At 62.1% G+C, this 22,031-nt stretch carries 27 protein-coding genes; 7 read left to right on the top strand and 20 right to left on the bottom strand.

The annotated features are described in order from the left end of the window. From EOA22_RS03375 to EOA22_RS03350, 6 genes are all read right to left on the bottom strand, one after another. Positions 1-1,004: multidrug effflux MFS transporter (locus EOA22_RS03375; RefSeq protein WP_245478586.1), on the bottom strand; the 1,004-nt coding region annotated here is incomplete at its 3' end. A gap of 208 nt (positions 1,005-1,212) precedes the next feature. Next, positions 1,213-1,548 carry a Grx4 family monothiol glutaredoxin gene (gene grxD, locus EOA22_RS03370; RefSeq protein ID WP_063167818.1) on the bottom strand — a complete coding sequence of 112 codons (336 nt, stop codon included), beginning with the start codon at positions 1,546-1,548 and terminating at the stop codon, positions 1,213-1,215. 141 nt (positions 1,549-1,689) lie between these two features. Further along, entirely contained in the window at positions 1,690-1,923 is a 234-nt protein-coding gene (locus tag EOA22_RS03365) for a BolA family transcriptional regulator (protein WP_010909092.1), read from the bottom strand. A gap of 125 nt (positions 1,924-2,048) precedes the next feature. Further along, positions 2,049-2,561, bottom strand: a complete 513-nt coding sequence (locus tag EOA22_RS03360) for a hypothetical protein (protein WP_024504561.1) — start codon at positions 2,559-2,561, stop codon at positions 2,049-2,051. Further along, a complete protein-coding gene (gene purL, locus EOA22_RS03355) occupies positions 2,558-4,789 on the bottom strand; it encodes a phosphoribosylformylglycinamidine synthase subunit PurL (protein ID WP_127389842.1) in 2,232 nt (743 codons plus the stop codon). The genes EOA22_RS03360 and purL overlap by 4 nt, the downstream gene beginning before the upstream one ends. Positions 4,790-4,908: 119 nt before the next feature. After that, complete coding sequence (locus EOA22_RS03350; protein WP_127389841.1) at positions 4,909-6,318, bottom strand: PLP-dependent aminotransferase family protein; 1,410 nt, start codon at positions 6,316-6,318, stop codon at positions 4,909-4,911. A gap of 92 nt (positions 6,319-6,410) precedes the next feature. Here EOA22_RS03350 and EOA22_RS03345 point away from each other — a divergent pair, with 92 nt between their 5' ends. Beyond that, positions 6,411-6,662: a DUF1127 domain-containing protein gene (locus tag EOA22_RS03345; protein ID WP_063167819.1), complete on the top strand. Its 252-nt coding sequence runs from the start codon at positions 6,411-6,413 to the stop codon at positions 6,660-6,662. A 76-nt stretch (positions 6,663-6,738) separates the two neighbouring features. On the opposite strand, the gene EOA22_RS03340 is transcribed toward EOA22_RS03345, so the two are convergent. The 7 genes from EOA22_RS03340 to purC form a co-directional block, all read right to left on the bottom strand. Then, entirely contained in the window at positions 6,739-7,380 is a 642-nt protein-coding gene (locus EOA22_RS03340; protein WP_013532132.1) for a Pr6Pr family membrane protein, read from the bottom strand. Between the two features lie 3 nt (positions 7,381-7,383). Next, positions 7,384-7,791 carry a hypothetical protein gene (locus tag EOA22_RS03335; protein ID WP_063167820.1) on the bottom strand — a complete coding sequence of 136 codons (408 nt, stop codon included), beginning with the start codon at positions 7,789-7,791 and terminating at the stop codon, positions 7,384-7,386. Next, positions 7,788-8,453, bottom strand: a complete 666-nt coding sequence (locus tag EOA22_RS03330) for a glutathione S-transferase family protein (RefSeq protein WP_127389840.1) — start codon at positions 8,451-8,453, stop codon at positions 7,788-7,790. The genes EOA22_RS03335 and EOA22_RS03330 overlap by 4 nt, the downstream gene beginning before the upstream one ends. 84 nt (positions 8,454-8,537) lie before the next feature. Beyond that, entirely contained in the window at positions 8,538-9,206 is a 669-nt protein-coding gene (gene purQ / locus EOA22_RS03325) for a phosphoribosylformylglycinamidine synthase subunit PurQ (protein WP_127389839.1), read from the bottom strand. Positions 9,207-9,210: 4 nt separating this feature from the next. Then, the gene (locus EOA22_RS03320; protein WP_063167821.1) at positions 9,211-9,663 is read right to left on the bottom strand and encodes a hypothetical protein; all 453 of its coding nucleotides are present in this window, start codon (positions 9,661-9,663) and stop codon (positions 9,211-9,213) included. Further along, the gene (gene purS, locus EOA22_RS03315; protein ID WP_063170213.1) at positions 9,664-9,906 is read right to left on the bottom strand and encodes a phosphoribosylformylglycinamidine synthase subunit PurS; all 243 of its coding nucleotides are present in this window, start codon (positions 9,904-9,906) and stop codon (positions 9,664-9,666) included. A 43-nt stretch (positions 9,907-9,949) separates the two neighbouring features. Beyond that, positions 9,950-10,744, bottom strand: coding sequence for a phosphoribosylaminoimidazolesuccinocarboxamide synthase (purC, locus tag EOA22_RS03310; RefSeq protein ID WP_013532127.1), 795 nt, complete (start codon positions 10,742-10,744; stop codon positions 9,950-9,952). Positions 10,745-11,018: 274 nt separating this feature from the next. On the opposite strand from purC, the gene EOA22_RS03305 reads away from it, so the two are divergent. Together EOA22_RS03305 and EOA22_RS03300 are read left to right on the top strand one after the other, a co-directional pair. After that, the gene (locus tag EOA22_RS03305) at positions 11,019-11,339 is read left to right on the top strand and encodes a DUF1476 domain-containing protein (RefSeq protein ID WP_013532126.1); all 321 of its coding nucleotides are present in this window, start codon (positions 11,019-11,021) and stop codon (positions 11,337-11,339) included. A gap of 128 nt (positions 11,340-11,467) precedes the next feature. Next, positions 11,468-12,241: an HpcH/HpaI aldolase/citrate lyase family protein gene (locus EOA22_RS03300; protein ID WP_013532125.1), complete on the top strand. Its 774-nt coding sequence runs from the start codon at positions 11,468-11,470 to the stop codon at positions 12,239-12,241. Between the two features lie 38 nt (positions 12,242-12,279). Here the strand turns inward: EOA22_RS03300 and EOA22_RS03295 are convergent, their stop codons facing one another. Beyond that, positions 12,280-13,449, bottom strand: coding sequence for an acyltransferase (locus tag EOA22_RS03295; RefSeq protein WP_063167822.1), 1,170 nt, complete (start codon positions 13,447-13,449; stop codon positions 12,280-12,282). Between the two features lie 167 nt (positions 13,450-13,616). Continuing rightward, on the bottom strand, positions 13,617-14,165 hold the full coding sequence (locus EOA22_RS03290; protein WP_063170214.1) for an alpha/beta hydrolase: 549 nt from the start codon (positions 14,163-14,165) through the stop codon (positions 13,617-13,619). A 249-nt stretch (positions 14,166-14,414) separates the two neighbouring features. Here EOA22_RS03290 and EOA22_RS03285 point away from each other — a divergent pair, with 249 nt between their 5' ends. Continuing rightward, positions 14,415-15,227 (top strand): VOC family protein, encoded by an 813-nt coding sequence (locus EOA22_RS03285; RefSeq protein WP_127389838.1) that lies wholly within the window; start codon positions 14,415-14,417, stop codon positions 15,225-15,227. Between the two features lie 125 nt (positions 15,228-15,352). Here the strand turns inward: EOA22_RS03285 and purB are convergent, their stop codons facing one another. The 3 genes from purB to EOA22_RS03270 form a co-directional block, all read right to left on the bottom strand. Further along, positions 15,353-16,660 carry an adenylosuccinate lyase gene (gene purB, locus EOA22_RS03280; RefSeq protein ID WP_063167823.1) on the bottom strand — a complete coding sequence of 436 codons (1,308 nt, stop codon included), beginning with the start codon at positions 16,658-16,660 and terminating at the stop codon, positions 15,353-15,355. A 59-nt stretch (positions 16,661-16,719) separates the two neighbouring features. Beyond that, complete coding sequence (locus tag EOA22_RS03275) at positions 16,720-17,133, bottom strand: hypothetical protein (protein WP_082826442.1); 414 nt, start codon at positions 17,131-17,133, stop codon at positions 16,720-16,722. A 107-nt stretch (positions 17,134-17,240) separates the two neighbouring features. Continuing rightward, a complete protein-coding gene (locus EOA22_RS03270; RefSeq protein WP_013532119.1) occupies positions 17,241-17,966 on the bottom strand; it encodes a DUF2259 domain-containing protein in 726 nt (241 codons plus the stop codon). A gap of 128 nt (positions 17,967-18,094) precedes the next feature. Here EOA22_RS03270 and EOA22_RS03265 point away from each other — a divergent pair, with 128 nt between their 5' ends. Next, the gene (locus EOA22_RS03265) at positions 18,095-18,349 is read left to right on the top strand and encodes a DUF2171 domain-containing protein (RefSeq protein ID WP_013532118.1); all 255 of its coding nucleotides are present in this window, start codon (positions 18,095-18,097) and stop codon (positions 18,347-18,349) included. Between the two features lie 9 nt (positions 18,350-18,358). Here EOA22_RS03265 and EOA22_RS03260 read toward each other — a convergent pair whose 3' ends face one another. Continuing rightward, positions 18,359-19,384, bottom strand: coding sequence for a P1 family peptidase (locus EOA22_RS03260; RefSeq protein WP_127389837.1), 1,026 nt, complete (start codon positions 19,382-19,384; stop codon positions 18,359-18,361). Then, entirely contained in the window at positions 19,384-20,457 is a 1,074-nt protein-coding gene (locus EOA22_RS03255; RefSeq protein WP_063167826.1) for an ABC transporter substrate-binding protein, read from the bottom strand. The genes EOA22_RS03260 and EOA22_RS03255 overlap by 1 nt, the downstream gene beginning before the upstream one ends. Positions 20,458-20,636: 179 nt before the next feature. Here EOA22_RS03255 and EOA22_RS03250 point away from each other — a divergent pair, with 179 nt between their 5' ends. Together EOA22_RS03250 and EOA22_RS03245 are read left to right on the top strand one after the other, a co-directional pair. Beyond that, complete coding sequence (locus EOA22_RS03250) at positions 20,637-21,164, top strand: flavin reductase (RefSeq protein ID WP_013532115.1); 528 nt, start codon at positions 20,637-20,639, stop codon at positions 21,162-21,164. Beyond that, positions 21,161-22,031, top strand: an 871-nt coding sequence (locus tag EOA22_RS03245) for a MoxR family ATPase (protein WP_164755211.1), incomplete at its 3' end; no start/stop codon positions are given. The genes EOA22_RS03250 and EOA22_RS03245, both read left to right, overlap by 4 nt.

Raw genomic sequence — 22,031 nt, 5'->3', positions numbered from 1 at the left:
GCCAGTTGCCCGAGCGGCTCCATGGCCAGCGCGTTGAAGTTCGCGCCGAGCGCACCGAATGGAAGCATGGCGCAGGCAAAGAAGGTGATGAACAGCCAGAGCGGCATCTTCATCTCCAGCGAAATCACCAGCCAGGCAAGGCTGATGACCAGGAACAGCAGCAACGCACTCTGCGACAGGCGGCGCATGCCGATGCGACCGACAAGGCGCGAGTTCAGAAAGTTGGAGAAGGCGAGCACGCCCGCAACCCCGGCAAAGATGACCGGGAACATCTCGCCGACTTTGAAAATGTCGACATAGATCTGCTGCGCCGAAGCGATGAAGCCAAACATGGCGCCGAAAATGAAGGTGCTGGCGAAGGCATAGCAGATCGCAATGCGGTTGGTGAGAACGATACGAAACCCGCCGACAATGGAGTTGAGCGTCAGCGGCCGGCGATGTTCGGGATGCAGCGTTTCAGGAAGGCGCAGCAGCGACCAGGCCGAGACGAGCAGCGCACCGACGGCCATGGTGACGAAGATCCAATGCCAGGTCGCAAACAGCATGATAAATTGGCCGATGCCGGGAGCAATGACCGGTATCGCCATGAACACCATGAAGATCAGCGACATCACCTCGGCCATGCGCCGGCCGTCGAACGTATCGCGCACGATCGAGACCGCGATGACACGAGTGGCGGCTGCACCGATGCCTTGCACGGCCCGGCACAGCAGAAGTGTTTCAAAGCTTGGTGCAACGGCGGCGGCCGCAGCCGCGGCGACATAAATCACCAGCCCGGCGACCAGTGGTGCGCGACGTCCGAAGCGATCCGAGATCGGCCCGAAGAACAGCTGCCCGCCACCGAAGCCCAGAATGTAGGCCGTTATGACGTACTGCCGGTGGTTTTCATTTTCGACGCCGAGCGAGGCGCCGATCTGCTGCAGAGCCGGCAGCATGATATCGATGGCCAGCGAGTTCAGCGCCATCAGTGCCGCGCACAGAGCGATGAACTCCCAGCGCGGAATGGGCAGTTTGCTTGCCGATTGCGGCGCTGGTTTTGGCTGGTCCACGGCAAGTCCGATCTTTCAAACGAAAATGCGCCGGCGGGCCGGCGCATTGGCTCGTCCTGGTCCTGGGGTCAGGACATGAAAATTGCCGAGGTGAGGTTGCCCCGGTGCCTGGTGCTCGATGCCCGAAAATCAACGTCGATTTCGGGCATGCACAAAACAGAAATCAGGCGGCGCCTTTGACGCTGACGCCCTTCTCGACGAGGAACGTCTGCAGCTCGCCCGCCTGGAACATCTCGCGCACGATGTCGCAACCGCCGACGAATTCTCCCTTGACGTAGAGCTGAGGGATCGTCGGCCAGTTGGAGTATTCCTTGATGCCCTGGCGCAGTTCAGCCGAGTCCAGGACGTTCACGCCTTTGTAGTCGGCGCCGATATAGTCGAGGATCTGGACGACCTGGCCGGAAAATCCGCATTGCGGGAAACCAGGTGTGCCCTTCATGAAAAGGACGACGTCGTTGCCCTTCACTTCATTGTCAATGTAGTCGTTGATGCTGCTCATGGAATATCCTTTCCCGCCTGTGGGAGTCAGGCTCGAAACATACCCTTCAAATAAACCCAACGATTGCTCGAAACAAGACGTTAGCCGCGCCGTGGCTGAAATGGCGCAAAGGATGAGCCGTGTTGGGCCAAGCGCTAAGGGTCAGTCGGGAACGCTGGTCTGCAGCGCCAATGCGTGCAACACGCCGCCCATATTGCCCTTCAGCGCGTCATAGACCATCTGGTGCTGCTGGACGCGGCTCTTGCCGCGAAAGCTCTCGGCCACCACCTCGGCCGCATAGTGGTCGCCGTCGCCGGCGAGATCGCGAATCGTCACCTTGGCGTCCGGAATGCCGTCCTTGATCAGTTTTTCGATGTCGTGGGCATCCATTGCCATGGCAAAATCCTGTTTCGAGCGGCCGGTAGCCGGCCATAAGATGAGAGTCGGGTGAGCCTAAAGCCTTTCCGGTCCGGATTGAAGCCGTTCTGTCCCGCCAACGGCCACACGGCTTCAGAGAAAGACTAGGCCGGTGGGCTTGCTTCATCCTCGGCAACGTCCTCGCGTGTCGAGAAAGCGCGGCCAAGGCTGAAGGCAAGCACATAGAGCGGCGCGTTGAGCAGCAGGCTGACAATGGGGAGATAGCTCGTCATTTGCCAAGCCGGCGAGAAGAACCCTTGGCCATGGCCGTCGCAGATGAGCGACGAGCCGTACTCCCACAACGCGCCCACGACCACCGTGCCGGCGAAAAGCTTGACGCAGGTGACGATGTGCCTTGCCCGTGCCGGATCCGGGAAAAGGCGGCCCCAGAGCACCAGGCAGATGATCGGGACCGCGTAGAGGAGGTTCTGCAGCGCCAGCATCGGGACGGCGCCGTTCGCCGCGGCAAGGAACTCCGCACGTGTTTCCAGCCGCATACAAACCTCGCTCGAGGTTGTCGACAGCAGGAAAAAGACGAACGGTCCCAGGAACCAGAAGAAGAACAGCGACGGCCAGAAAACGACTGCAAGCAGCGCCCGGGCAGCCAGTGTGGTCAACTAGCCTGATCCATGAAGCGCGGGAACCAGCCTTCGTGAGCCGAGGAGAGTTCGCTGACCGGGATTGCCCTGGCGTCGCCAAGCTTCAGCGCGCTGCCGCCTGTGGAGCCGATCCACGGCGCGAAGATGCCAAGCTCGCCCTGCTGCTTGCGAATGGCGTCCCATTCGTCACCATGCGGGTCGATCGACAGCGTCAGCAGATAACGGCCCTGATCCTCGCCGAACCAGACCGGGATCGGGTCGGTGCCGACAAGGCCGGGAACGGTGGCGCCGATGCCGGACGCCATCACCATTTCGGCTAAAGCCACCGCGATACCGCCATCGGAAACGTCATGCGCCGCCGTGACGATGCCGGAGGCGATGAGCGCGCGCACATGGTCGCCGACGCGCTTTTCATGCTCGAGGTCGACCGGCGGCGGCGGTCCATCCGTGCGGCCGTGTATGTCCCTGAAATAGACCGATTGCCCGAGATGCGTTCCCCAGGACGCCGGCGCGCCGACCAGCAGGATCATTTGGCCCTCGGCCGCAAAGCCGGCCCGCACCATCTTCGACCAATCGGCGATCAGGCCGACGCCGCCGATGGTCGGGGTGGGCAGGATGCCCTGGCCGTTGGTCTCGTTGTAGAGCGAGACATTGCCGGAGACGATCGGGAATTCGAGCGCACGACAGGCGTCGCCGATGCCCTTCACGGCACCGACCAGCTGGCCCATGATCTCGGGCCGTTCCGGGTTGCCGAAATTGAGGTTGTCGGTTGCGGCCAGCGGCAGAGCGCCGGTGGCGGTCAAGTTGCGCCAGCATTCGGCCACCGCCTGCTTGCCGCCCTCGTAAGGGTCGGCCTCGCAATAGCGCGGCGTCACGTCGGACGAGAAGGCGAGCGCCTTGGTCGCATGGCCTTCGACCCGCACCACGCCGGCATCGCCGCCTGGAAGCTGCAGCGAATTGCCCTGGATCAGCGTGTCATACTGCTCCCACACCCAGCGGCGCGAAGACAGGTCGGGACCGCCGAGCAGCTTCAGGAGCGCGTCTGCAACATCGGCTTGCGGAACATCATTGGCGGCCAGCGGCGCCGGCTTCTTCGGTTCGATCCACGGCCGGTCATATTCCGGAGCCTTGTCGCCAAGATCCTTGATCGGCAGGTTGGCAACCTCGTCGCCCTGGTGCAGCACGCGGAAGCGCAGATCGTCGGTGGTCTTGCCGACGATGGCGAAGTCGAGCCCCCATTTGTGGAAGATCGCCTCGGCTTCCTTTTCCTTTTCCGGACGCAGCACCATCAGCATGCGCTCCTGGCTTTCCGAAAGCATCATTTCGTAGGCGCTCATGCGCTCTTCGCGCACCGGCACCTTGTCGAGATCGAGCTCGATGCCGAGGTCGCCCTTGGCGCCCATTTCGACCGCCGAGCAGGTGAGGCCGGCCGCACCCATGTCCTGGATGGCGATGACGGCGCCCGAGGCCATCAGTTCGAGGCTGGCTTCCAGCAGGCACTTTTCGGTGAAGGGATCGCCGACCTGCACTGTCGGACGCTTCTCATCGATCTTGTCGTCGAATTCGGCCGAAGCCATGGTGGCGCCGCCGACGCCGTCGCGGCCGGTCTTGGCGCCGAGATAGACGACCGGCAGGCCGACTCCCTTGGCTTCGGACCGGAAGATCGCATCGGTCTTGGCAAGGCCCGCTGCAAAGGCGTTGACCAGGATGTTGCCATTGTAGCGGGCATCGAAATTGACCTCGCCGCCGACCGTCGGCACGCCGAACGCGTTGCCATAGCCGCCGACGCCGGAAACCACGCCTGAAACGAGGTGCCTGGTCTTGGGATGGTCGGGCGCACCAAAACGCAGCGCATTCATCGCCGCGATCGGCCGCGCGCCCATGGTGAAGACGTCGCGCAATATGCCGCCGACGCCGGTCGCCGCACCCTGGTAGGGCTCGATGTAGGATGGGTGGTTGTGACTCTCCATCTTGAAGACGACGCAGTCGCCATCGCCGATGTCGACCACGCCAGCATTCTCGCCCGGCCCCTGGATGACCTGAGGTCCGGTGGTCGGCAGCGTGCGCAGCCATTTCTTCGAGGATTTGTAGGAGCAGTGCTCATTCCACATCGCCGAGAAGATGCCGAGTTCGGTGAAGCTCGGCTCGCGCCCGACGAGGTCGAGAATGCGCTGGTACTCGTCGGGCTTGAGCCCGTGTGAGGCAATGAGCTCGGGGGTGATCGGCACGGAATTGGAAATGGTCATGGGCGGCGATTTTTATCCGGGACGTTGGGATTTTGAGTCCCGTCTTATCGCAAGCCTTGCGGCCGATACACCCATGGATTGACGAAAAACGACGGAAAACCGGACAAAGCCACGCAGTGTCAGGAGAAGCTGTCGTAGCCGGCGCGGCCTTCATCGAGAAGTCGCCGGATCACCGCAACGCCTTCAGCGATATCCCCGCGCTGTCTCGGCTGCGAAACGCCGAAGCGGACGCCATGGAAAACCTGCTCGGAACGGCCGGCCTTGAATTCGTCCTCGTCGTCGATCAGCACGCCGTGCTCCAGGCAAGCGTTCTTGAAGGTGCCGGAAAGCCAGGGGTCGGGCAGGGTCAGCCAGACAAAGGGCACCCTGTCATGCGACTTGAAGGCGAAGCCGGCCAAAGTCTCGCGTACGATGGCGATGCGGGCGCTGATTTCGGCGATGCTGCGCTTTCGTATCTCATCCGCCTGACCGGACAGCACCAGCCTTGTATTCACCTCCGCCAGCAGGAAGGGCATGCCGCCGGTCATCATCTTGTGGGCGACGCGGATGCGGTGGCGGTAGGCGGGCGGGCAGGAAAGCCAGCCGCCGCGCACACCGGCTGCGACCGACTTCGACAGGCCGCCCGCGACAATGGTCCTCTCAGGAGCATATTCGGCCAGCAACGGCGTCGGATCATCGGTCAGATTGCCATAGAGGTCGTCCTCGATGAGGACGACATTGTATTCGCGTGCGACATGGGCGATCGCTTCGCGGCGCGCCGCCGACAAGGTGGCCAGCGTCGGATTCTGCGCCGTCGGCATCAGGAAGATCATCTTGGGATGCTTTTGCGCGCAGACGCGCTCGAAATCCTGCGGATCGATGCCTTCATCGTCCGATGCCACCAACGCGGTGCGCCTGCCGATCAAGCCGGCACTGCGGGAAACCTGCGAGTAGGTGAGGTGCTCGAAGGCAACATAGTCGCCAGGCATGGTGAGCGCCGCGATCGCCGCCATCACCGCCGCATGGGTGCCGAGCGTGGGAACGATGGTGTCGGCATCCGGGCGAAAGGAATTGCGCGCCAACCAGCGGGCGCCGGCTTCGTACCATCGTTCGGGGAAATCCCTGGTGTAGCTCGAAATCTCATGCGGATGGTCTTGCGCCGTGCGCGACAGGACACCGGCGACAATGTCGCCCTGGCCGATATCAGGTGCTGCGGTGCTGTCGAAACGCAGCTTGCCTTTAGGCGCATCGATATAGCGCGTGCCTTCGCCGCCGACGTCCGGAGCCGGAAAATCCGGCTTCGCGCGCTGGCCGAGCACATAGGGTCCACGCCCGACCTCGCCGCTCACCAGCCCACGCTCGCGCAGCAATTGATAGGCCCGGCCGACCGTGCCGACGGTGGTGCCGATGTCGTAGGCGAGGTCGCGCTGCGGCGGCAACTTTGCGCCGGCATCGATCACGCCCCGATCGATGTCCGTCTCGATGGAATCCGCCAGCCGCTGATACAGCGGGCCGGAGCCGGCAGTGAGATCTGGAAGCCAATTTGTCATGGTGACAATTTTCTATATTGCACCGATAGATGAGTCAATACATATCAATCGCGTGCCAAAAGGGTACAATTTAGGACTTTGGCAGAAAGAAAATGAATACAATCGTGACAATACGTCATTCGAGCGCTGCATTATCGGCCCAATCGACACGCCCGTCGGCTCAGCGCGGCTTTGTCAGCCGCCTTGTGCGCGTGCTGAGGTCGCTGGCAAGATGGATCGACAACCTGCTGGATCGCCGCCGCAGCCGGTTGGCTCTGCTGGAGATGACCGACGACCAGCTCAAGGATATCGGCGTCACGCGCTGCGACGCCCACCGCGAGGGCATCAGGCCGTTCTGGGACTGACCGTGATCCCAAAAGTGGGAACCGGTTTGGGAAAGATGATGGTCCCGGGAAATCCGGACAGAAGGTCCGCACAGTTCTAACGGACCCTCGACGCCCTGGTGCGTGCAACGGCATGGTCCGCAAGGACGGCGACCACGCACAGCACGAGGAAAAGTCCGGTGATGGCTGCAGCTGAGATGACGACGCTGGTCGCGCCGTTCTTGGCGATGTTCAGGAAAGGGTAGGGCACCTCGCCGGCAAGCGGCGCCCGCACCAGCGCATAGACCAGATAAGCGATGGGATAGATCACCCACCACGAAATGTCGCTCCAGCGTGTCCGGCCGTCGGCGCCCGATATCAGCCACCACAGCACGAACAGCACCGGCGTGACGTAGTGCAGGAGAACATCGCAGAGCAGGAACAGTCCCTGCGGCTGCCAGAGTCGTGCCAGAACCGTTGCGTAGATGATGAAGACCAGTGCGATCGAAACCGCAACGCCGGTGCGCATCCGCGCCCCTGCAAAGGCCGGCAGCCAGGCATAGAAGGTGGGTGACAGCAGCGACGTGTACACCAGCACCGCGCCGATGTTGGTCAGGATGGTGAAGAAGCTGAAGACGAAAATGACGGAGCCAAGCAGGCTGCGGCCTGCTTCCATCGATGCAGGAATGCTGATGCAGAACTGCAGGATGAGCCCGGCCAGACCGATGACCAGCCCCACAATCTGCAGGAACCGGCCCATGGGCTAGGCCGTCGCGGCGCAGGCCGGATTGCCGGCCTGCCAGCGGGAAATGTCGGAGCCGATGCGGGCGCCGAGCGGATCGTTCATCAGCGGTCCGAAGACGTCGACACGGCTAGAATTGCCTTGCGCCTGCACGACCAGCAAAGGTTTGCCGCCATAGTGCTTGGCCGGAACCAGCAGGAAACGCGGCGTGCCGCTGAACGAATTCAGCTCATTGGCCATCTGATACGGTTTGAAGGCCGGGTCCTTGCTGGCGATCCAGCATTTGTGGGCGGCGATCGCCACTTGTTCCATGGCCAGCAGCGCTGCACTTTTGCCCGAGGGAACAGGCGTGCTCTTTGGCGTCGACTGGCAGGATGCCAGCACAAAGCCCGTCGCGGCGACCAGCGCGATCGTCCTCGACTTGATCAAGCGGCACCCATCTCAAGCTCGGACAGGAAGATTTTCAAGCCGTCGGTCATCTCGCCCCACACACGCGACAATGCCGGGTGTTGCGAGGCGATCTGCTGGTAGGCGTCGAATTTGGGATAGGCGTCGAGCAGGTCGTGGCGTCCTGTCATGGCGCGGAAATTGTTGAAGATGAACCGCGTCGGCGTCAGCCAGGCATCGGCGAAGCTGATGTCGTCGCCGAGTGCGAAGGGCCCTTGCGCCATACGGGCCTCGATTGCCGCCAGTCCATGATGCAGGCGGGCGAACTGAGCGTCGATCTCGGCATTGTTGCGCTTCGGCACGGAATGAAGCTCGAAAAGCTTCATCAACGGGGTCAGCACATCGAGATCGGTGATGCGGGCGAACATGCGCACCAGCGCACGGTCCTTGGAATCGGGGGGCAGCAGCGCCGGGTCTGGAAACCGTTCCTCGAGATATTCGGCGATGACCACCGATTCGACGATCGTCTCGCCCGAGCCGGTGATCAGCACCGGAATCCGGTTCATCGGCGAGATGGCGCGAAACTCTTCCGGGATGGGAAAACCGGGCGGCGGCGCGATGATCTTGAGTGGCACGTCCTTGATGTAGGCCAATGCCCGCACGATCGACGAGTAGGGCGACAACGGCCGCGAATAGAGTTTCATGACCGTCTCTCTCCCCAATGAACCAGACTTGCTCCAAAGAGACAGGAATGTCCGGCTGTTTTCAAGCTGTTCGCTTCGATATCGTCAGGCAGCGATGCCGAGGGCGCTCTCGAACAGTCCGCGGCCGTCGGTACCGCCATGAGCTGCTTCGATCAGGTTTTCCGGATGCGGCATCAGCCCGAGCACATTGCCTTGGCTGTTGACGATGCCGGCAATGTCGTTGATCGAGCCGTTGGGGTTGGTGCCCTCGGCATAGCGGAACACCACCTGGCCTTCGCCTTCGAGACGGGCAAGCGTGTCGGCGTCGGCGAAATAATTGCCGTCATGATGCGCGACCGGCGAGCGGATGATCTGGCCCGGCTGATAGCGGCGGGTGAACATGGTGTTGGCATTGGTGATCTCCAGCTTCGCCTGCCGGCAGACGAATTTCAGCGAGGTGTTGCGCATCAAGGCGCCCGGCAACAAGCCGGCCTCGACCAGGATCTGGAAACCGTTGCAGACGCCGATGACCGTCACGCCCGCGGCCGCTTTTTCGGCCACTGCCCGCATGACCGGCATGCGCGCGGCGATCGCGCCACAGCGCAGATAGTCGCCGAAGGAAAAACCGCCCGGAATGGCGATCAGATCGACATCGGGGATTTCGGTGTCGGTTTGCCAGACGGTGACCGGCGGTGTTCCCGAAATCTTGGTCAGCGCCGCGATCATGTCGCGGTCGCGATTGAGGCCAGGCAGGAGGACGACGGCGGATTTCATTTTCTTAGTGATTCCCAAACTCGTCTAGGGCGAACCCATATTCGATTGCTGAGTAAATTTCGAGCAGGTACTGCTCTGCAATGTCTTCAACAACCACATATTTCACGCTGAGTGTCTTCAATCGCTCGATCTCTGCCCGAAAAACTTCAACGAAAGCCGGGTCTTTTTGAAGGTCTTTCCTGCCGGAACCTTTGCGATATGTGGGCTTTAGCCCTAGCTTTTGACGAGCGCGTTTGAAGGCATACGCAGCAGAACCATGATCTTGCCGGAGATGGTTCTTTAATCGCTGTGAGAGATTGTTCGTACGCCCGATTCTTTCGGGAGTGCCATCCTCCAAGAATAAATACACACCCGGCTCTGGTGGAAATTTATCCAGAAAGCCACGGGCTATTGCATCGTCGAGTCGGTGGAATAGCTCCACAACGTTGCTTGCATGTTTTGCAAAGACTGAGTTCAATCAGCCTATCTCCACCGCGTAATTCTCAATCACCGTATTCGCCAGCAGCTTGTCGCACATGGCCTTGAGGTCGGCTTCGGCCTTGGCCTTGTCGCTTTCCGCCAGCTCGACGTCGAACACCTTGCCCTGCCGCACCGTGCCGACGCCGCCGAAGCCCAGGCCGGACAATGCGTGTTCGATCGCCTTGCCCTGCGGGTCGAGCACGCCGTTCTTGAGGGTGACGGTAATGCGGGCCTTGATCACGCTGGACATGCTCCTGTTCTGATTATCGGGTCGCAAACCGCGATCAGTGCGGCTTGCCTTTGAGGCCGTCGGTCGAGGCGACGAGCACCGGGCCGGTCGGGCGCGGCGGCTCGTTCTCGTTCATGATGCCGAGGCGGCGGGCAACTTCCTGGTAGGCCTCGACGAGGCCGCCCATGTCGCGGCGGAAACGGTCCTTGTCGAGCTTGTCCTGCGTCGCCACGTCCCACAGGCGGCAGGAGTCCGGCGAGATCTCGTCGGCGACGACGATGCGCATCATGTCGCCTTCGAACAGGCGGCCGCATTCGATCTTGAAGTCGACGAGCTGGATGCCGACGCCCATGAACAGGCCGGAGAGGAAGTCGTTGACGCGGATCGCCAGCGCCATGACGTCGTCGATCTCCTGCGGGCTCGCCCAGCCGAACGCGGTGATGTGCTCTTCCGACACCATCGGGTCGTCGAGCGCGTCGGCCTTGTAATAGAATTCGATGATCGAGCGCGGCAGAACGGTGCCTTCCTCGATGCCGAGCCGCTTGGACAGCGAACCGGCGGCGACATTGCGCACCACCACTTCGAGCGGAATGATCTCGACTTCCTTGATCAGCTGCTCGCGCATGTTCAGACGGCGGATGAAATGGGTCGGAATGCCCATGCGGTTCAAATGGTTGAAAATATACTCGGAAATGCGGTTGTTGAGGACGCCCTTGCCGTCGATGACCTCGTGCTTCTTCTTGTTGAACGCGGTTGCATCATCCTTGAAGAACTGGATAAGCGTGCCCGGTTCGGGTCCCTCATAGAGTATCTTGGCCTTGCCTTCATAAATGCGGCGGCGATTTTTCATCTGATTTTTCTCTGGGGTTCCGGACAGGCGGTATCAGACCATTTCCTGTCCGTCTGCCTGAAATAGTGCGGCTACGGTAGGGTTCAATGCCGGGTCTATCCCAATCACATCGTTTGCTCAATCGGCAAATCCTTCCAATCAACCGCTTTCGGGACTGAAATGCCGCAGCGCAGCATGCGATGAAGCATATTGACCGGCCCGCGACCTTTTGGTTTGTGCTTTGACAACGCACATATTCACCGCCAACGAATCGAATTTGACCCGGAGGGACGCCATGAGCAGCATGAAAGACCGTGAAGAGGGCTTTGAGCGTAAATTCGCATTCGACGAGGAGCTTCGGTTCAAGGCCTCGGCGCGCCGCAACAAGGCGCTCGGCCTGTGGGCCGCCGAAAAGCTCGGAAAGTCCGGCGCCGATGCCGACGCCTATGCCAAGGAAGTGGTTATCTCCGACATCGAGGAGGCCGGCGACCACGACGTGTTCCGCAAGATCCGCGGGGATTTCGACGCGGCCGGCGTCGAGCAGTCGGACCACCAGATCCGCCGCACCATGGACGAACTGATGGCGCAGGCGATCGAGCAGATCAAGAACACCTGATCCGGGCCATGCGCTGATCCCGCGGCCATACGCTGGACCAATCGACCGCCCGGCCTATCCGGGCGGTTTTTCTTTGCCTTTGCCGCCGTTTCCGGCTGAAACTGCGGTCGCTAACAAGGAAAGAGTTCATGTCCCTGAAGTCCCGCCTCGCGGCCGATGAAACGTTGTTCACCGCATGGTCCGGTGTGCCGGATGCCTTGACGGTCGAGATCGTCGCCAAGCAGGGTTTCGATGCCGTCACGCTCGACATGCAGCATGGCGGCCATCACGAAGACAGCGTGCTGCGTGGCCTGGTGCCGGTGCTCGCTACCGGCAAGCCGGCGCTGGTGCGAATTCCCGTTGGCCGTTTCGACATGGCAAGCCGCGCGCTCGATTTCGGCGCCGAGGCGGTCATCGCGCCGATGGTGAACTCGGTTGCCGACGCAAAACTGTTCGCCGCCGCCATGAAATACCCGCCGGTCGGCGAGCGCTCCTGGGGCCCGACCTACGCTTTTCCCCGCCACGGCCAAGGCGACCAGGCCGACTGGCTGCGCGACACCAACCAGCGCACCATGGCCTTCGCCATGGTCGAGACGCGTGCAGCCCTCGATGCGCTCGATGGCATCCTCGACACGCCCGGCATCGACGGCATCTTCCTGGGCCCGTCGGATTTCTCGATCGCCTGGAGCAATGGCGCCACGGTCAATTCGACGCTGGAAAGCATGATGGAGACGGTGGCGTCGGTGGCCGAGCGCACCCGCAAGGCCGGCAAACATGCGGCGATCTACGTTGTCGAGCCGGCAATTGCCGGCCGGGTCGTGTCGATGGGCTATCGCCTGCTGGCCATGGGCTCGGAGCATGCGCTGATTTCACTGGGCGCAAAGACCCTGCTCAAGGGCATCAAGGATTCGATCGGATCCTGAACCCGAACCGGACGCACTGCCGTCACAGCGCCGGGCGGTTAGGCGCTCGACGCCGCAGGCGCCGCGGCGATAGGTCCGCCGCGCCTGAACCTGTTGAACAGGGCGCCGACCATCTGGACCCACCAGTTGTTGAAGGTCATGAGCGGCAACGCCGCGAGGATCGAACCCAGTATGGCGGCGGCGGCGCCGAGTGCGGTGGAACCGCTTGTCAACAAAACCCATGACCCCAATGAGCAGATAACGGGTACATGCACGAGGTAGAGTGGGAAGGACAGCTCGCCCAGAAAACGTGCCACCTTACCCGAGAACCATGATAAAGGCTCATCCACACTCAGCACCGCGTAGACCAACATGACGCTTGCCGGGATGGCCACGCAGGCTTGCCGCAGGCCCACATCGGAAGCCACGTCAAGCACGGCGAACGGGCGATATATGCCCACGGCACTCCCCGCATAACCCAGCAGCGCCAGGGAAACCATCACCATGGCGCCTCTCACCCACCGATTCGGGCGAAAATCCATGGCGAGAAGCGGATAGAGCAAGAGGCTGGCCGGAAAGGCACAAAGAAAGTAACTGACTTGCAGCGCCAGGAACACGACTGCTGCTATGCAGACCCAGAACGATAACGTCCAGCGGCCTTGAAGGAAAAAGACGATCGGGGCGAGGGCGAAGGTCAGCATGCTCCCCCAGAACTCGACCGTCATGGTCCACAGACTGCTGTCATAATAGTTGTCGCCGTAGATGAACGTCCGCCACGCCCCTTGCAGAAACGCGTCGGCGAAACTCGCAGTCTCCGGCGATAGCACCTTTGAAGCATTGCCGAAACTTCTCAGCCAGTCGGATTGGGTGACGGCGGCCGCATCCTTGATGAAATACAGGTCGAGCTTGAAGATGATGCAGGATGCCAGCGTCGTAACGAGTACCGGGCCGGCCAGGCGTGGCAGGCGCTTGATCGCACCCAACCGCAGATCTTGTGCCTTGCTGGTCTGAAAATAACGCTTCACGAGCACGTAGGAAGACAGGACGAAAAACAGGTAGACGGCGGAGCCGCCATTGAACGCGACGAAAGCCAGGCTTGTTTTGAGCGATTGCCCGGCCAAGTCTCCCTCGCCTTCCATCAATGGCGCAAAAGCACCCAAACAATGCCCATTCAGAACTACGAGCGCGGCGACACCTCTTAACAATTCGAGTGAAGCATCCTTGGCCAAGTATGGGCTTTCTTTGAATAATTGCTATTTAGTACGCGCGAATATAATCGTTCGGCGAACAGAGTTCGCCGTTGCTGGAGAGATTATCGCGATCTGCATTAAATTATTGTTCACGCAAGCCGGATGGCCTGCCGAGCAGCTTCGTGTTCAGGCTTTGACCGTATATATTACAGGTCCGTCAGGAACTTGGCGAAGGTCATGGAGCCTTCGGGCCAAGGGCCGAATCCTGAATCCTCGCTGAGATGCCCGGTCTCGCCGGCGTCGATGAACAGCGAGCCCCAGGCCCCGGCAATGTCCTCGGCGACATCGAAGGCGCAGAACGGGTCGTTGCGGCTGGCGATCACGATCGAAGGAAAAGGCAGCGGTTCGCGCGGGTAGGGGCCGAAGGTCATCAGGTGCCTTGGCTTGATCTTTGGATTGGCGACATCGGGCGGCGCCACGAAAAAGGCCCCGGCGACCGGCTTGCGGAATTGCGGAATGGCTTGCACTGCGGTGGCGACGCCAAGTGAGTGCGCGACCAGGACGACCGGCCGCTCGGCCTCGTTGACCGCCTTGGCGACGCTCGCCGTCCAGTCCTCGCGCACCGGCTTCGACCACTCCGCCTGTTCGACGCGGCGCGCCGTCGACAGCTTCGACTGCCAGCGGCTCTGCCAATGGTCGGGGCCGGAATTGGTGTAGCCCGGCACGATGAGAATATCTGCGTCTCTGACCTTCATGGCGCTGAGATAGCGAGCGGCATCGCTTCGTGCAACCGGCAGAAACGCCACGTTTGATCACAATAGTGAACACCATGTTCGCTTCTTCGCGTCTTGTGTGAACGATGCGGATGGACGATCTGTGGTCAGGAAAAGAAACAGCCGTGCGCGGGAACCCTGACTTTGGAACTGACACGACGTACAATGATCGGCGGAGTGGGGTTTCTCGCTTTGGGAGCTTCATCGCAGGCCGGTCGAACGGAGCATTTGATGAGCGAGTTGCCTTTTGCCGCCACCACCCCGGTCAGCGTTGCCCGCGTCGGGCTGAAGGCGCGCGACGCGGAAAGCCTTGCCGCATATTATCGCAGCATCGTCGGTCTGCAGGAACTGAGCCGCGCCGATGGGGCGATCACGCTGGGCGCCGCCAACCGTCCGTTGCTGGTCATCGAGGCCGATCCTTCGGCCAAGCCGGATGATCCTCGCAGCGCAGGCCTGTTCCATACGGCCTTCCTGCTGCCCAGCCGTGCCGATCTCGGCCGCTGGATCAACCACGCCATATCAAACAAGATCGCCATCGAGGGCGCTTCCGACCATCTGGTCAGCGAAGCACTGTACCTGACCGATCCCGAAGGCAATGGCATCGAGATCTATGCCGACCGCCGTCCGCAGGACTGGAAGTGGAATGGCGACAAGGTGGCGATGGCGACCGAGCGGATGAACATTCCGTCCGTCGTTGCCGAAGTGCCTGCGGGTGACGCCGGCTGGCAGGGCGCGCCGGAAAACAGCGTCGTCGGCCATGTCCACCTGCGCGTCGGCAGGCCGGAAGACGCCGAAGCCTGGTGGAACCAGGAATTCGGCTTCGACACGGTGGCCAAATATGGCGGCCAGGCGGTGTTCCTTTCGCCAGGCGGCTATCACCACCACATCGGCGCCAACGCCTGGCAGAGTTCGGGCGCCGGCCGCCGCGATCCCAGCCGGTCGGGTCTGGCCTGGGTGGAGATGCGTTCGGACAATGTGACCAGCCCGGTGACCCGCGAAGATCCATGGGGCACGGTGATCAGGACTGTTCCCGGCAAGGCTTGATTTGAGGGCTGCGCCAAGCTGGAGCACCCCTCAACCGTCGCGGCGTTGCGCGCCGATCCACCTTCTCCCACAGGGGAGAAGGTGAAGCCTGCCGCTCGCGGCCAGCGACGGTATAGCGCTTTGCCTCAGGCTTTGCCAAACACCCGCTTGAAGATCGTGTCGACGTGCTTGGTGTGATAGCCCAGGTCGAATTTCTCGCGGATTTCGGCCTCGGGCAGGGCAGCGGTCACTTCCTTGTCGGCCAGTAATTCTTCAAGAAAATCAGCGCCTTGCTCCCACACCCTCATGGCGTTGCGCTGGACCAGACGGTAGGAGTCTTCGCGAGACAACCCAGCCTGCGTCAGCGCCAGCATGACACGCTGCGAATGCACGAGGCCGCGGAACTTGTTCATGTTCTTCAGCATGTTGTCGGGATAGACGAGCAGCTTGTCGATGACGCCGGTCAGCCGCGACAGTGCGAAATCGAGCGTCACGGTGGCGTCAGGGCCGATCATGCGCTCGACCGAGGAGTGGGAAATGTCGCGCTCGTGCCAGAGCGCCACATTCTCCATCGCCGGCATCGCCATGGAGCGAACCATGCGGGCAAGGCCGGTGAGGTTTTCGGTCAGCACAGGGTTGCGCTTGTGCGGCATGGCCGACGAGCCCTTTTGGCCCGGCGAAAAATACTCTTCCGCTTCGAGCACTTCGGTGCGCTGCAAATGCCTTATCTCGATCGACAGCCGCTCGACCGACGAGGCGATGACGCCGAGCGTGGCGAAGAACATCGCGTGGCGATCACGCGGGATTACTTGTGTCGACACCGGCTCGGGCTTCAGGCCGAGCTTAGCCGCCACATGCTCCTCGACATAGGGGTCGATGTTGGCGAAGGTGCCGACCGCCCCGGAGATCGCACAGGTGGCGATATCCTCACGCGCGTACACCAACCGCTCGCGGCAGCGCGAGAACTCGGCATAGGCCTGCGCCAGCTTGACGCCGAAGGTCGTCGGCTCGGCATGGATGCCGTGGCTGCGGCCAATGGTGACGGTGTTCTTGTGCTCGAAGGCGCGGCGCTTGAGCGCTGCAAGCAGACCATCGATATCGGCGAGCAGGATGTCGCTGGCGCGGGTCAGCTGTACGGCGAAGCAGGTGTCGAGAACGTCGGACGAGGTCATGCCCTGGTGGATGAAGCGGGCGTCCGGCCCGACGAATTCGGCAAGATGGGTCAGGAAGGCGATGACGTCATGCTTGGTGACGCGTTCGATCTCGTCGATCGCCTCGACGTCGAATTTTGCGGCACTGCCCTTTTCCCAGATGGTTTTTGCCGCTTCCCTGGGGATGACGCCGAGTTCGGCCAGCGCATCGCAGGCATAGGCTTCGATCTCGAACCAGATGCGGAACCGGGTTTCTGGCGACCAGATGGCGACCATTTCCGGCCGGGAATAGCGAGGGATCATCGGTCAGTCCTGACATATCGAGAAGTTTGCCCGCGTCCTAACAGAGGCGAGCAAAATGCTCAACGCCGCTGGCGCGCAAACCAGACGCCCGCGGCAAACAGAGCGATGAAACCAACTGGAAAATAGAGCCGGATGCCCAGCACCACGAATTGATAGAGCGCAATCAACGTCGTGAAGACGAACTGGAGGACCCAGGTGCGGGTGAAAGCAGGCGCATGCCACTCGGCGTAGTAGGAGCGGTACTGCAGGGCAAACAGCCCGCCGGTCAGGCCGATCGTCGCCGCTGCTAGGCACACGAAGGCCGCGGCGAAAGCGACTTCCCAGCGTCTTCCCTGCGAGACCAGCCGCGCCGCGAACAGGCCGATCGGGAAGGCCAGCGCAGCTCCCGCCGCAAACAGCATGGTGACAATGCGGATTTTCGCCGGCGTCTCCCAGTCGCCCAAAAACAAGGTGAGGAGCGCGCTGGCGCCCATTGTCACAGCCCACAACAAGGCGCCGACAAGTGCTGTGCGCGGCGTCGGTATCGCGCGGCGAAGGCGGTTCAGCGCACGATCGCGCGCGGCGGGTTGAGCAGGGGGTGTCACAGGCGGCCGGTCACCGCGATCCAGCGAAAGTCCGGGCCTTCAAAGCCGTATTGGCGCACCGCGATCAGCACGGCATAGGCGCTGAGGCTGTCCATGGAAAAGGTCTGCACGGCGCCGATGCGATAGCCGTTCGGGCAACCCCGGCTTTTCGGTATCGCCTTGTCCTCGTGCAGCAGCTTGGTCGTGCCGCCATCCTGCGCCTCGATGCGCAGCAGCCGGAAGCCGTTGATTTCGCCCTGGCTCTCGCAGCCATCGGCGTTGTTCATGCCCAACTCGTCGAGCCGGAACTCGAGCGGTGGGTCGACCGGAGTGAAGATCGGGCGCGGATTGACCGCCATCCGGTGCGGATCCGCCGAAAGCTCGGTCACCGGGTTGAAACCCGCGGTGATGCCGCGGTTGGCGTCCAACTCGGCCTGGCTGACAATGGATTCGCCTTTTTGCCGGGCCTGAAGGCGCACCGCATCCAGTTTGGCATTCTCGTCCTCAAGCCGGACCCGGATCGGCGTGCCCTTCAGAAAGCTGTCGGTGCTGGTGTCGATGTAGTAGCGGTTGGCATAGGGAAAGCCCGATCCATCCTGCACGCCATATTCCTCGAAAGCGAAGACGCTGCCGTCCTTGGTGAAGCCGAGGATCTCAAGTTCAGCGACATCGCCGGCATGAGCCGCGATCGAGGTCGCAAGCTGTGCAAGCAGGCCAACGGCAAACAGAAAGAGCATTCGCATCGGTCTTCACCCCCGTGATCGTTTCAATCCCCTAGCACGACGGAATCAAAACGTCGTGCGGTGCGAAAGCCGATGCATCCAATCGGCCCGTCATTTGTTATTGTCGGCAGTCCCAATGGAGAACCACCATGACCGACACCAGCAAAATTCGTGAGCATATGGAAGTCGTCGGCGCCGATGGCGTGCATGTCGGCACTGTCGACAAGGTCGATGGCCAGCGCATCAAGCTAACCAAGGCCGATAGCGGCGAGGGCGCCCACAAGGGCCATCACCACTACATTCCCCTGAGCCTGATTGCCGAAGTCGACGGCAAGAAGGTCTGGCTGTCGGCGAATTCTGATGTCGCGGTGACGTTCGAGGAAGAAAAGTCCGATCCGGTCTGATTGATCGCTTCACTTCATGCGTGACGACCAGACCGGAAACAGATCGTTTTCGGCAGGTGTCGCGGCATAGACGCCTCGGCTGATGGCGCGCGCCATGGTGGCGCCGGCGGCGGCGTAGAGATCGATTGCTGCATCGGCGGAGAGTTCGATACCGCTCGTGCCGGTCGCCAGCGCGAACACAAGGTCGCCATCGGCCGGCGTGTGCGTCGGCCAGATGGCGCGCACGAATCCATCATGCGCCGACATCGCCAGGCGCTTGGCGGCAGCCTTTGTGAGCACCGCATCGGTGGCAATGACGGCGATGGTGGTGTTGCCGCCGGTCTCCGTCTGCCGGCCAAAATGTTTGTCGCGGTACTTCAAAAGAATCCGGTTCGCCTCGTCAGGCATCGGCGAGGGATAGCCAAGCCCACCGAATTCGTCGCCGATTTCGAACGGTGCCGCCCAGAAATGGCGGGGTCGGCCTGTGGTCACCGAACCGGTCGGATTGACGGCGGCCAGCGCGCCGATGGTGACGCCATTGTCGAGCAGCGTCGAGGCGGAGCCGAGGCCGCCTTTCAGCCCCGAAGTGAGCGCGCCGGTGCCGGCGCCGATGGTGCCGAGTTGGAAATCGGCGGTGGCGGTTTGCGCGGCTTCATAGCCAAGCTCGCGGTAGGGCGGATAACGGCCCCAATCCTTGTCGCCGCCATTGCGCAGGTCGAACAGGATCGCCGACGGCACGATCGGAACGCGAAAACCGCCGACCTCGAGGCCGATGCCGCGTTCACGCAACGCCGCCTGCACGCCGGAAGCTGCGTCGAGGCCGAAAGCCGAGCCGCCCGAAAGCACCACGGCGTGCACCACATCGACGGAATTGTGCGGTTCGAGCAGGTCGGTCTCGCGGGTGCCCGGCGCACCGCCCAGGATCTGAACGCCGGCCACTGTGGACGCATCGCAAAGCACGGTCGTTACCCCGGATTTCAGCCTGGCGTCGGACGCATTGCCGACGCGCAGGCCGGCAACGTCGGTGATCAGGTTGCGTGGGCCGGTGCGAAACATCAGTTGCTTTCCAAGGGCGCAAAGCGCGTGCCATCGAAGCGGAAGACGCGGTAGGGGCTCCGGCTGAGATCGCCTTTCGCATCAAACCGGATCGGCCCGATCGCCGTGGTGAAATCCTGTCCGGTCAGAGCTTCGGTCAGTGGTTTGCCCGAGCTTTCGGACAAGCCCGACGCTGCCTTGGCGATTTCGACCGCCGCAAAGGCCGGCAGCGTATAGCCGTCGGGCACGACTTTCTGCGCGGCAAAGGCCGCCAGCACTTTTGGATCGGCGACATCGGCCCATTCCGGCGGTGCGATCATCAGTGTGCCCAAGGAATAGGGCACGTCGCCGGGCGGCGTGCGCAGATTCTCGCCGCCGGCAAAGACGATGCCCGCCTGAAGCTGTGCGGCATCGCGGCCCATGATGGCGATGTCGTCGCCATCGCCGCCGGCAAAGACATGCGTCGCGCCGGCCTTCTTCAGCCGACCGATCATGCCGATCTGATTGTCGAGCTGGGGCCGGAACGTGTCGACGAACACAGGTTTCAGCGCTGCCTGTTCGGCCGCTGCCCGCAACGTCTCGGCGATTTCACGGCCGTAGATGGTGCCGTCGTCGATAATGGCGAACAATTCGTTTTGCCACAGGCGGGTGAGGGCTGACGCGACCGCATTGCGCTCATCGTCGCCGCGTGGTCCGAGGCGATAGACCGGCCAGCCGGTCTTGGCGCGGCGGTCGGTCAGGCTTTCGGTTCGCACGCCAATGGTGATGACCGGAATGTTGGCGTCCTTCAGGATCGGCATCGCCGCCCCGATCGCCTCGGTGCAGAGAAAGCCGATTACGATATTGACCTTGACGGCTGCGAATTCCCTGGCCGCGGCAGCGCCGCCATCGGCGGTGCAGGCGTCATCCACGGTCTTGAGTTCGATGCCGTTCGCTTCGGCGGCCATACCGGTACCGGCCTCGATCTGCTTGCCGAGAATGGCCGATGGTCCCGACAGGGGCGCCGAGACGCCGACCAGCAGCGTCCGGGCATCCGCACCACTGGCCAGGAACAGCCAGAACAGCGCCGCTATTGTTCTTGTCCTGGGTCGCATTCGAGCGATGGGATCCTCCGGGCCGGTCCTACGCTCCCGGCACTGTTGCCGCCAAGACCTAAAGGCTGCCCGGCCTTGGTGCAACACGCGAATTTCGGGATATGGCTCAGGCACTTCGCTTGTGGCGGGCTATGTCTGGCCATATATGTCGATAGGATCCTGACAATGGAAAAAATACGGTGCTGAAGAAGAACGACATTGGGCCGCAGGCCTATCGCGACGCGATGAGCCACTTTGCCGGCCACGTCCATGTGGTCACCACCGACGGGCCGGCCGGCAAGCGCGGCGCGACGGTGATCGCGGCCTGCTCGGTTTCGGACACCCCGCCGACCATTCTGGTCTGTCTCAATCGCGAAAATCCCAAGAACGAACCGTTCGTGAAAAACGGCAGGTTTGCCTTGAACACCCTGGCTTCCCACCAGGAGCCGCTGTCAGTCGGCTTTTCCGGAATCACCGGCTTGCCGGTCGAGGAGCGCTTCGCGCTCGGCGAATGGGACGTGATCTCCACCGGCGCGCCGACGCTGAAGGGTGCGCTCGCCGTGTTCGACTGCGAATTGATCGATACCAAGGACCTGGCCACCCATCGTGTGCTTTTTGGCAAGGTGACAGGCCTGCGGATGGGCGATAATTTGCGGCCGCTGATCTATCACGCCCGCGGCTACCACGTACTGGAAAGCGGAGCGGCGGCGTTCACGGAGAAAGAATGACCGAGCTGAAACCGCGCGCCGCGCCACGGACGATCGACGAGACGCTCGATCTCCTGACCGGTGCGGACTATGTGGCGGACCGGTCGCTGGCGACCGTACTGTTCCTGTCGTTGCGTATGAAGCGGCCGCTTTTCCTTGAGGGCGAGGCCGGCGTCGGCAAGACCGAGATCGCCAAGGTGTTGGCACAGGCGCTCGGCCGCCGGCTGATCCGCCTGCAATGCTATGAAGGCCTTGACGTCTCGTCCGCCGTCTACGAGTGGAACTACGCCGCGCAGATGATCGAGATCCGCATGGAGGAGGCGGCCGGCAAGGTCGAGCGCTCCGCCATGGAGCGCAACGTCTTCTCCGAAAAATACCTGATCCGCCGCCCGGTGCTCGATGCGCTGACCGGCAAGGCGGGGGCTGCCCCGGTTTTCCTGATCGATGAGCTCGACCGCACCGACGAGGCGTTCGAGGCCTTCCTGCTCGAAATCCTGTCCGACTTCCAGGTGACGGTGCCCGAGCTCGGCACCATCAAGGCGGAAGAGCCGCCGATCGTCATCATCACCACCAACCGCACCCGTGAGATCCACGACGCGCTGAAGCGGCGCTGCCTCTATCACTGGGTCGACTATCCCAATGCCGAGCGCGAGTTGGAGATCGTGCGCCGCAAGGTGCCGCAGGCCAACCAGCGCCTTTCGGCCGAAGTGGTCTCCTTCATCCAGAAGCTGCGCCAGATCGAGCTGTTCAAGGTGCCGGGCGTCGCCGAAACCATCGACTGGGCCGGCGCGCTGACCGAGCTCGACAAGGTGGCGCTCGATCCGGAAACCGTCTCCGATACGATCGGCGTGCTGTTGAAATACCAGGACGACATTGCCCGCATCGAAC

The sequence above is a fragment of the Mesorhizobium sp. M7A.F.Ca.US.014.04.1.1 genome, assembly GCF_003998745.1.
Classification (GTDB): domain Bacteria; phylum Pseudomonadota; class Alphaproteobacteria; order Rhizobiales; family Rhizobiaceae; genus Mesorhizobium; species Mesorhizobium ciceri.
The sequence above is the reverse complement of the archived record's forward strand: the minus strand, read 5'-3'. Positions and strand labels throughout refer to the sequence as shown.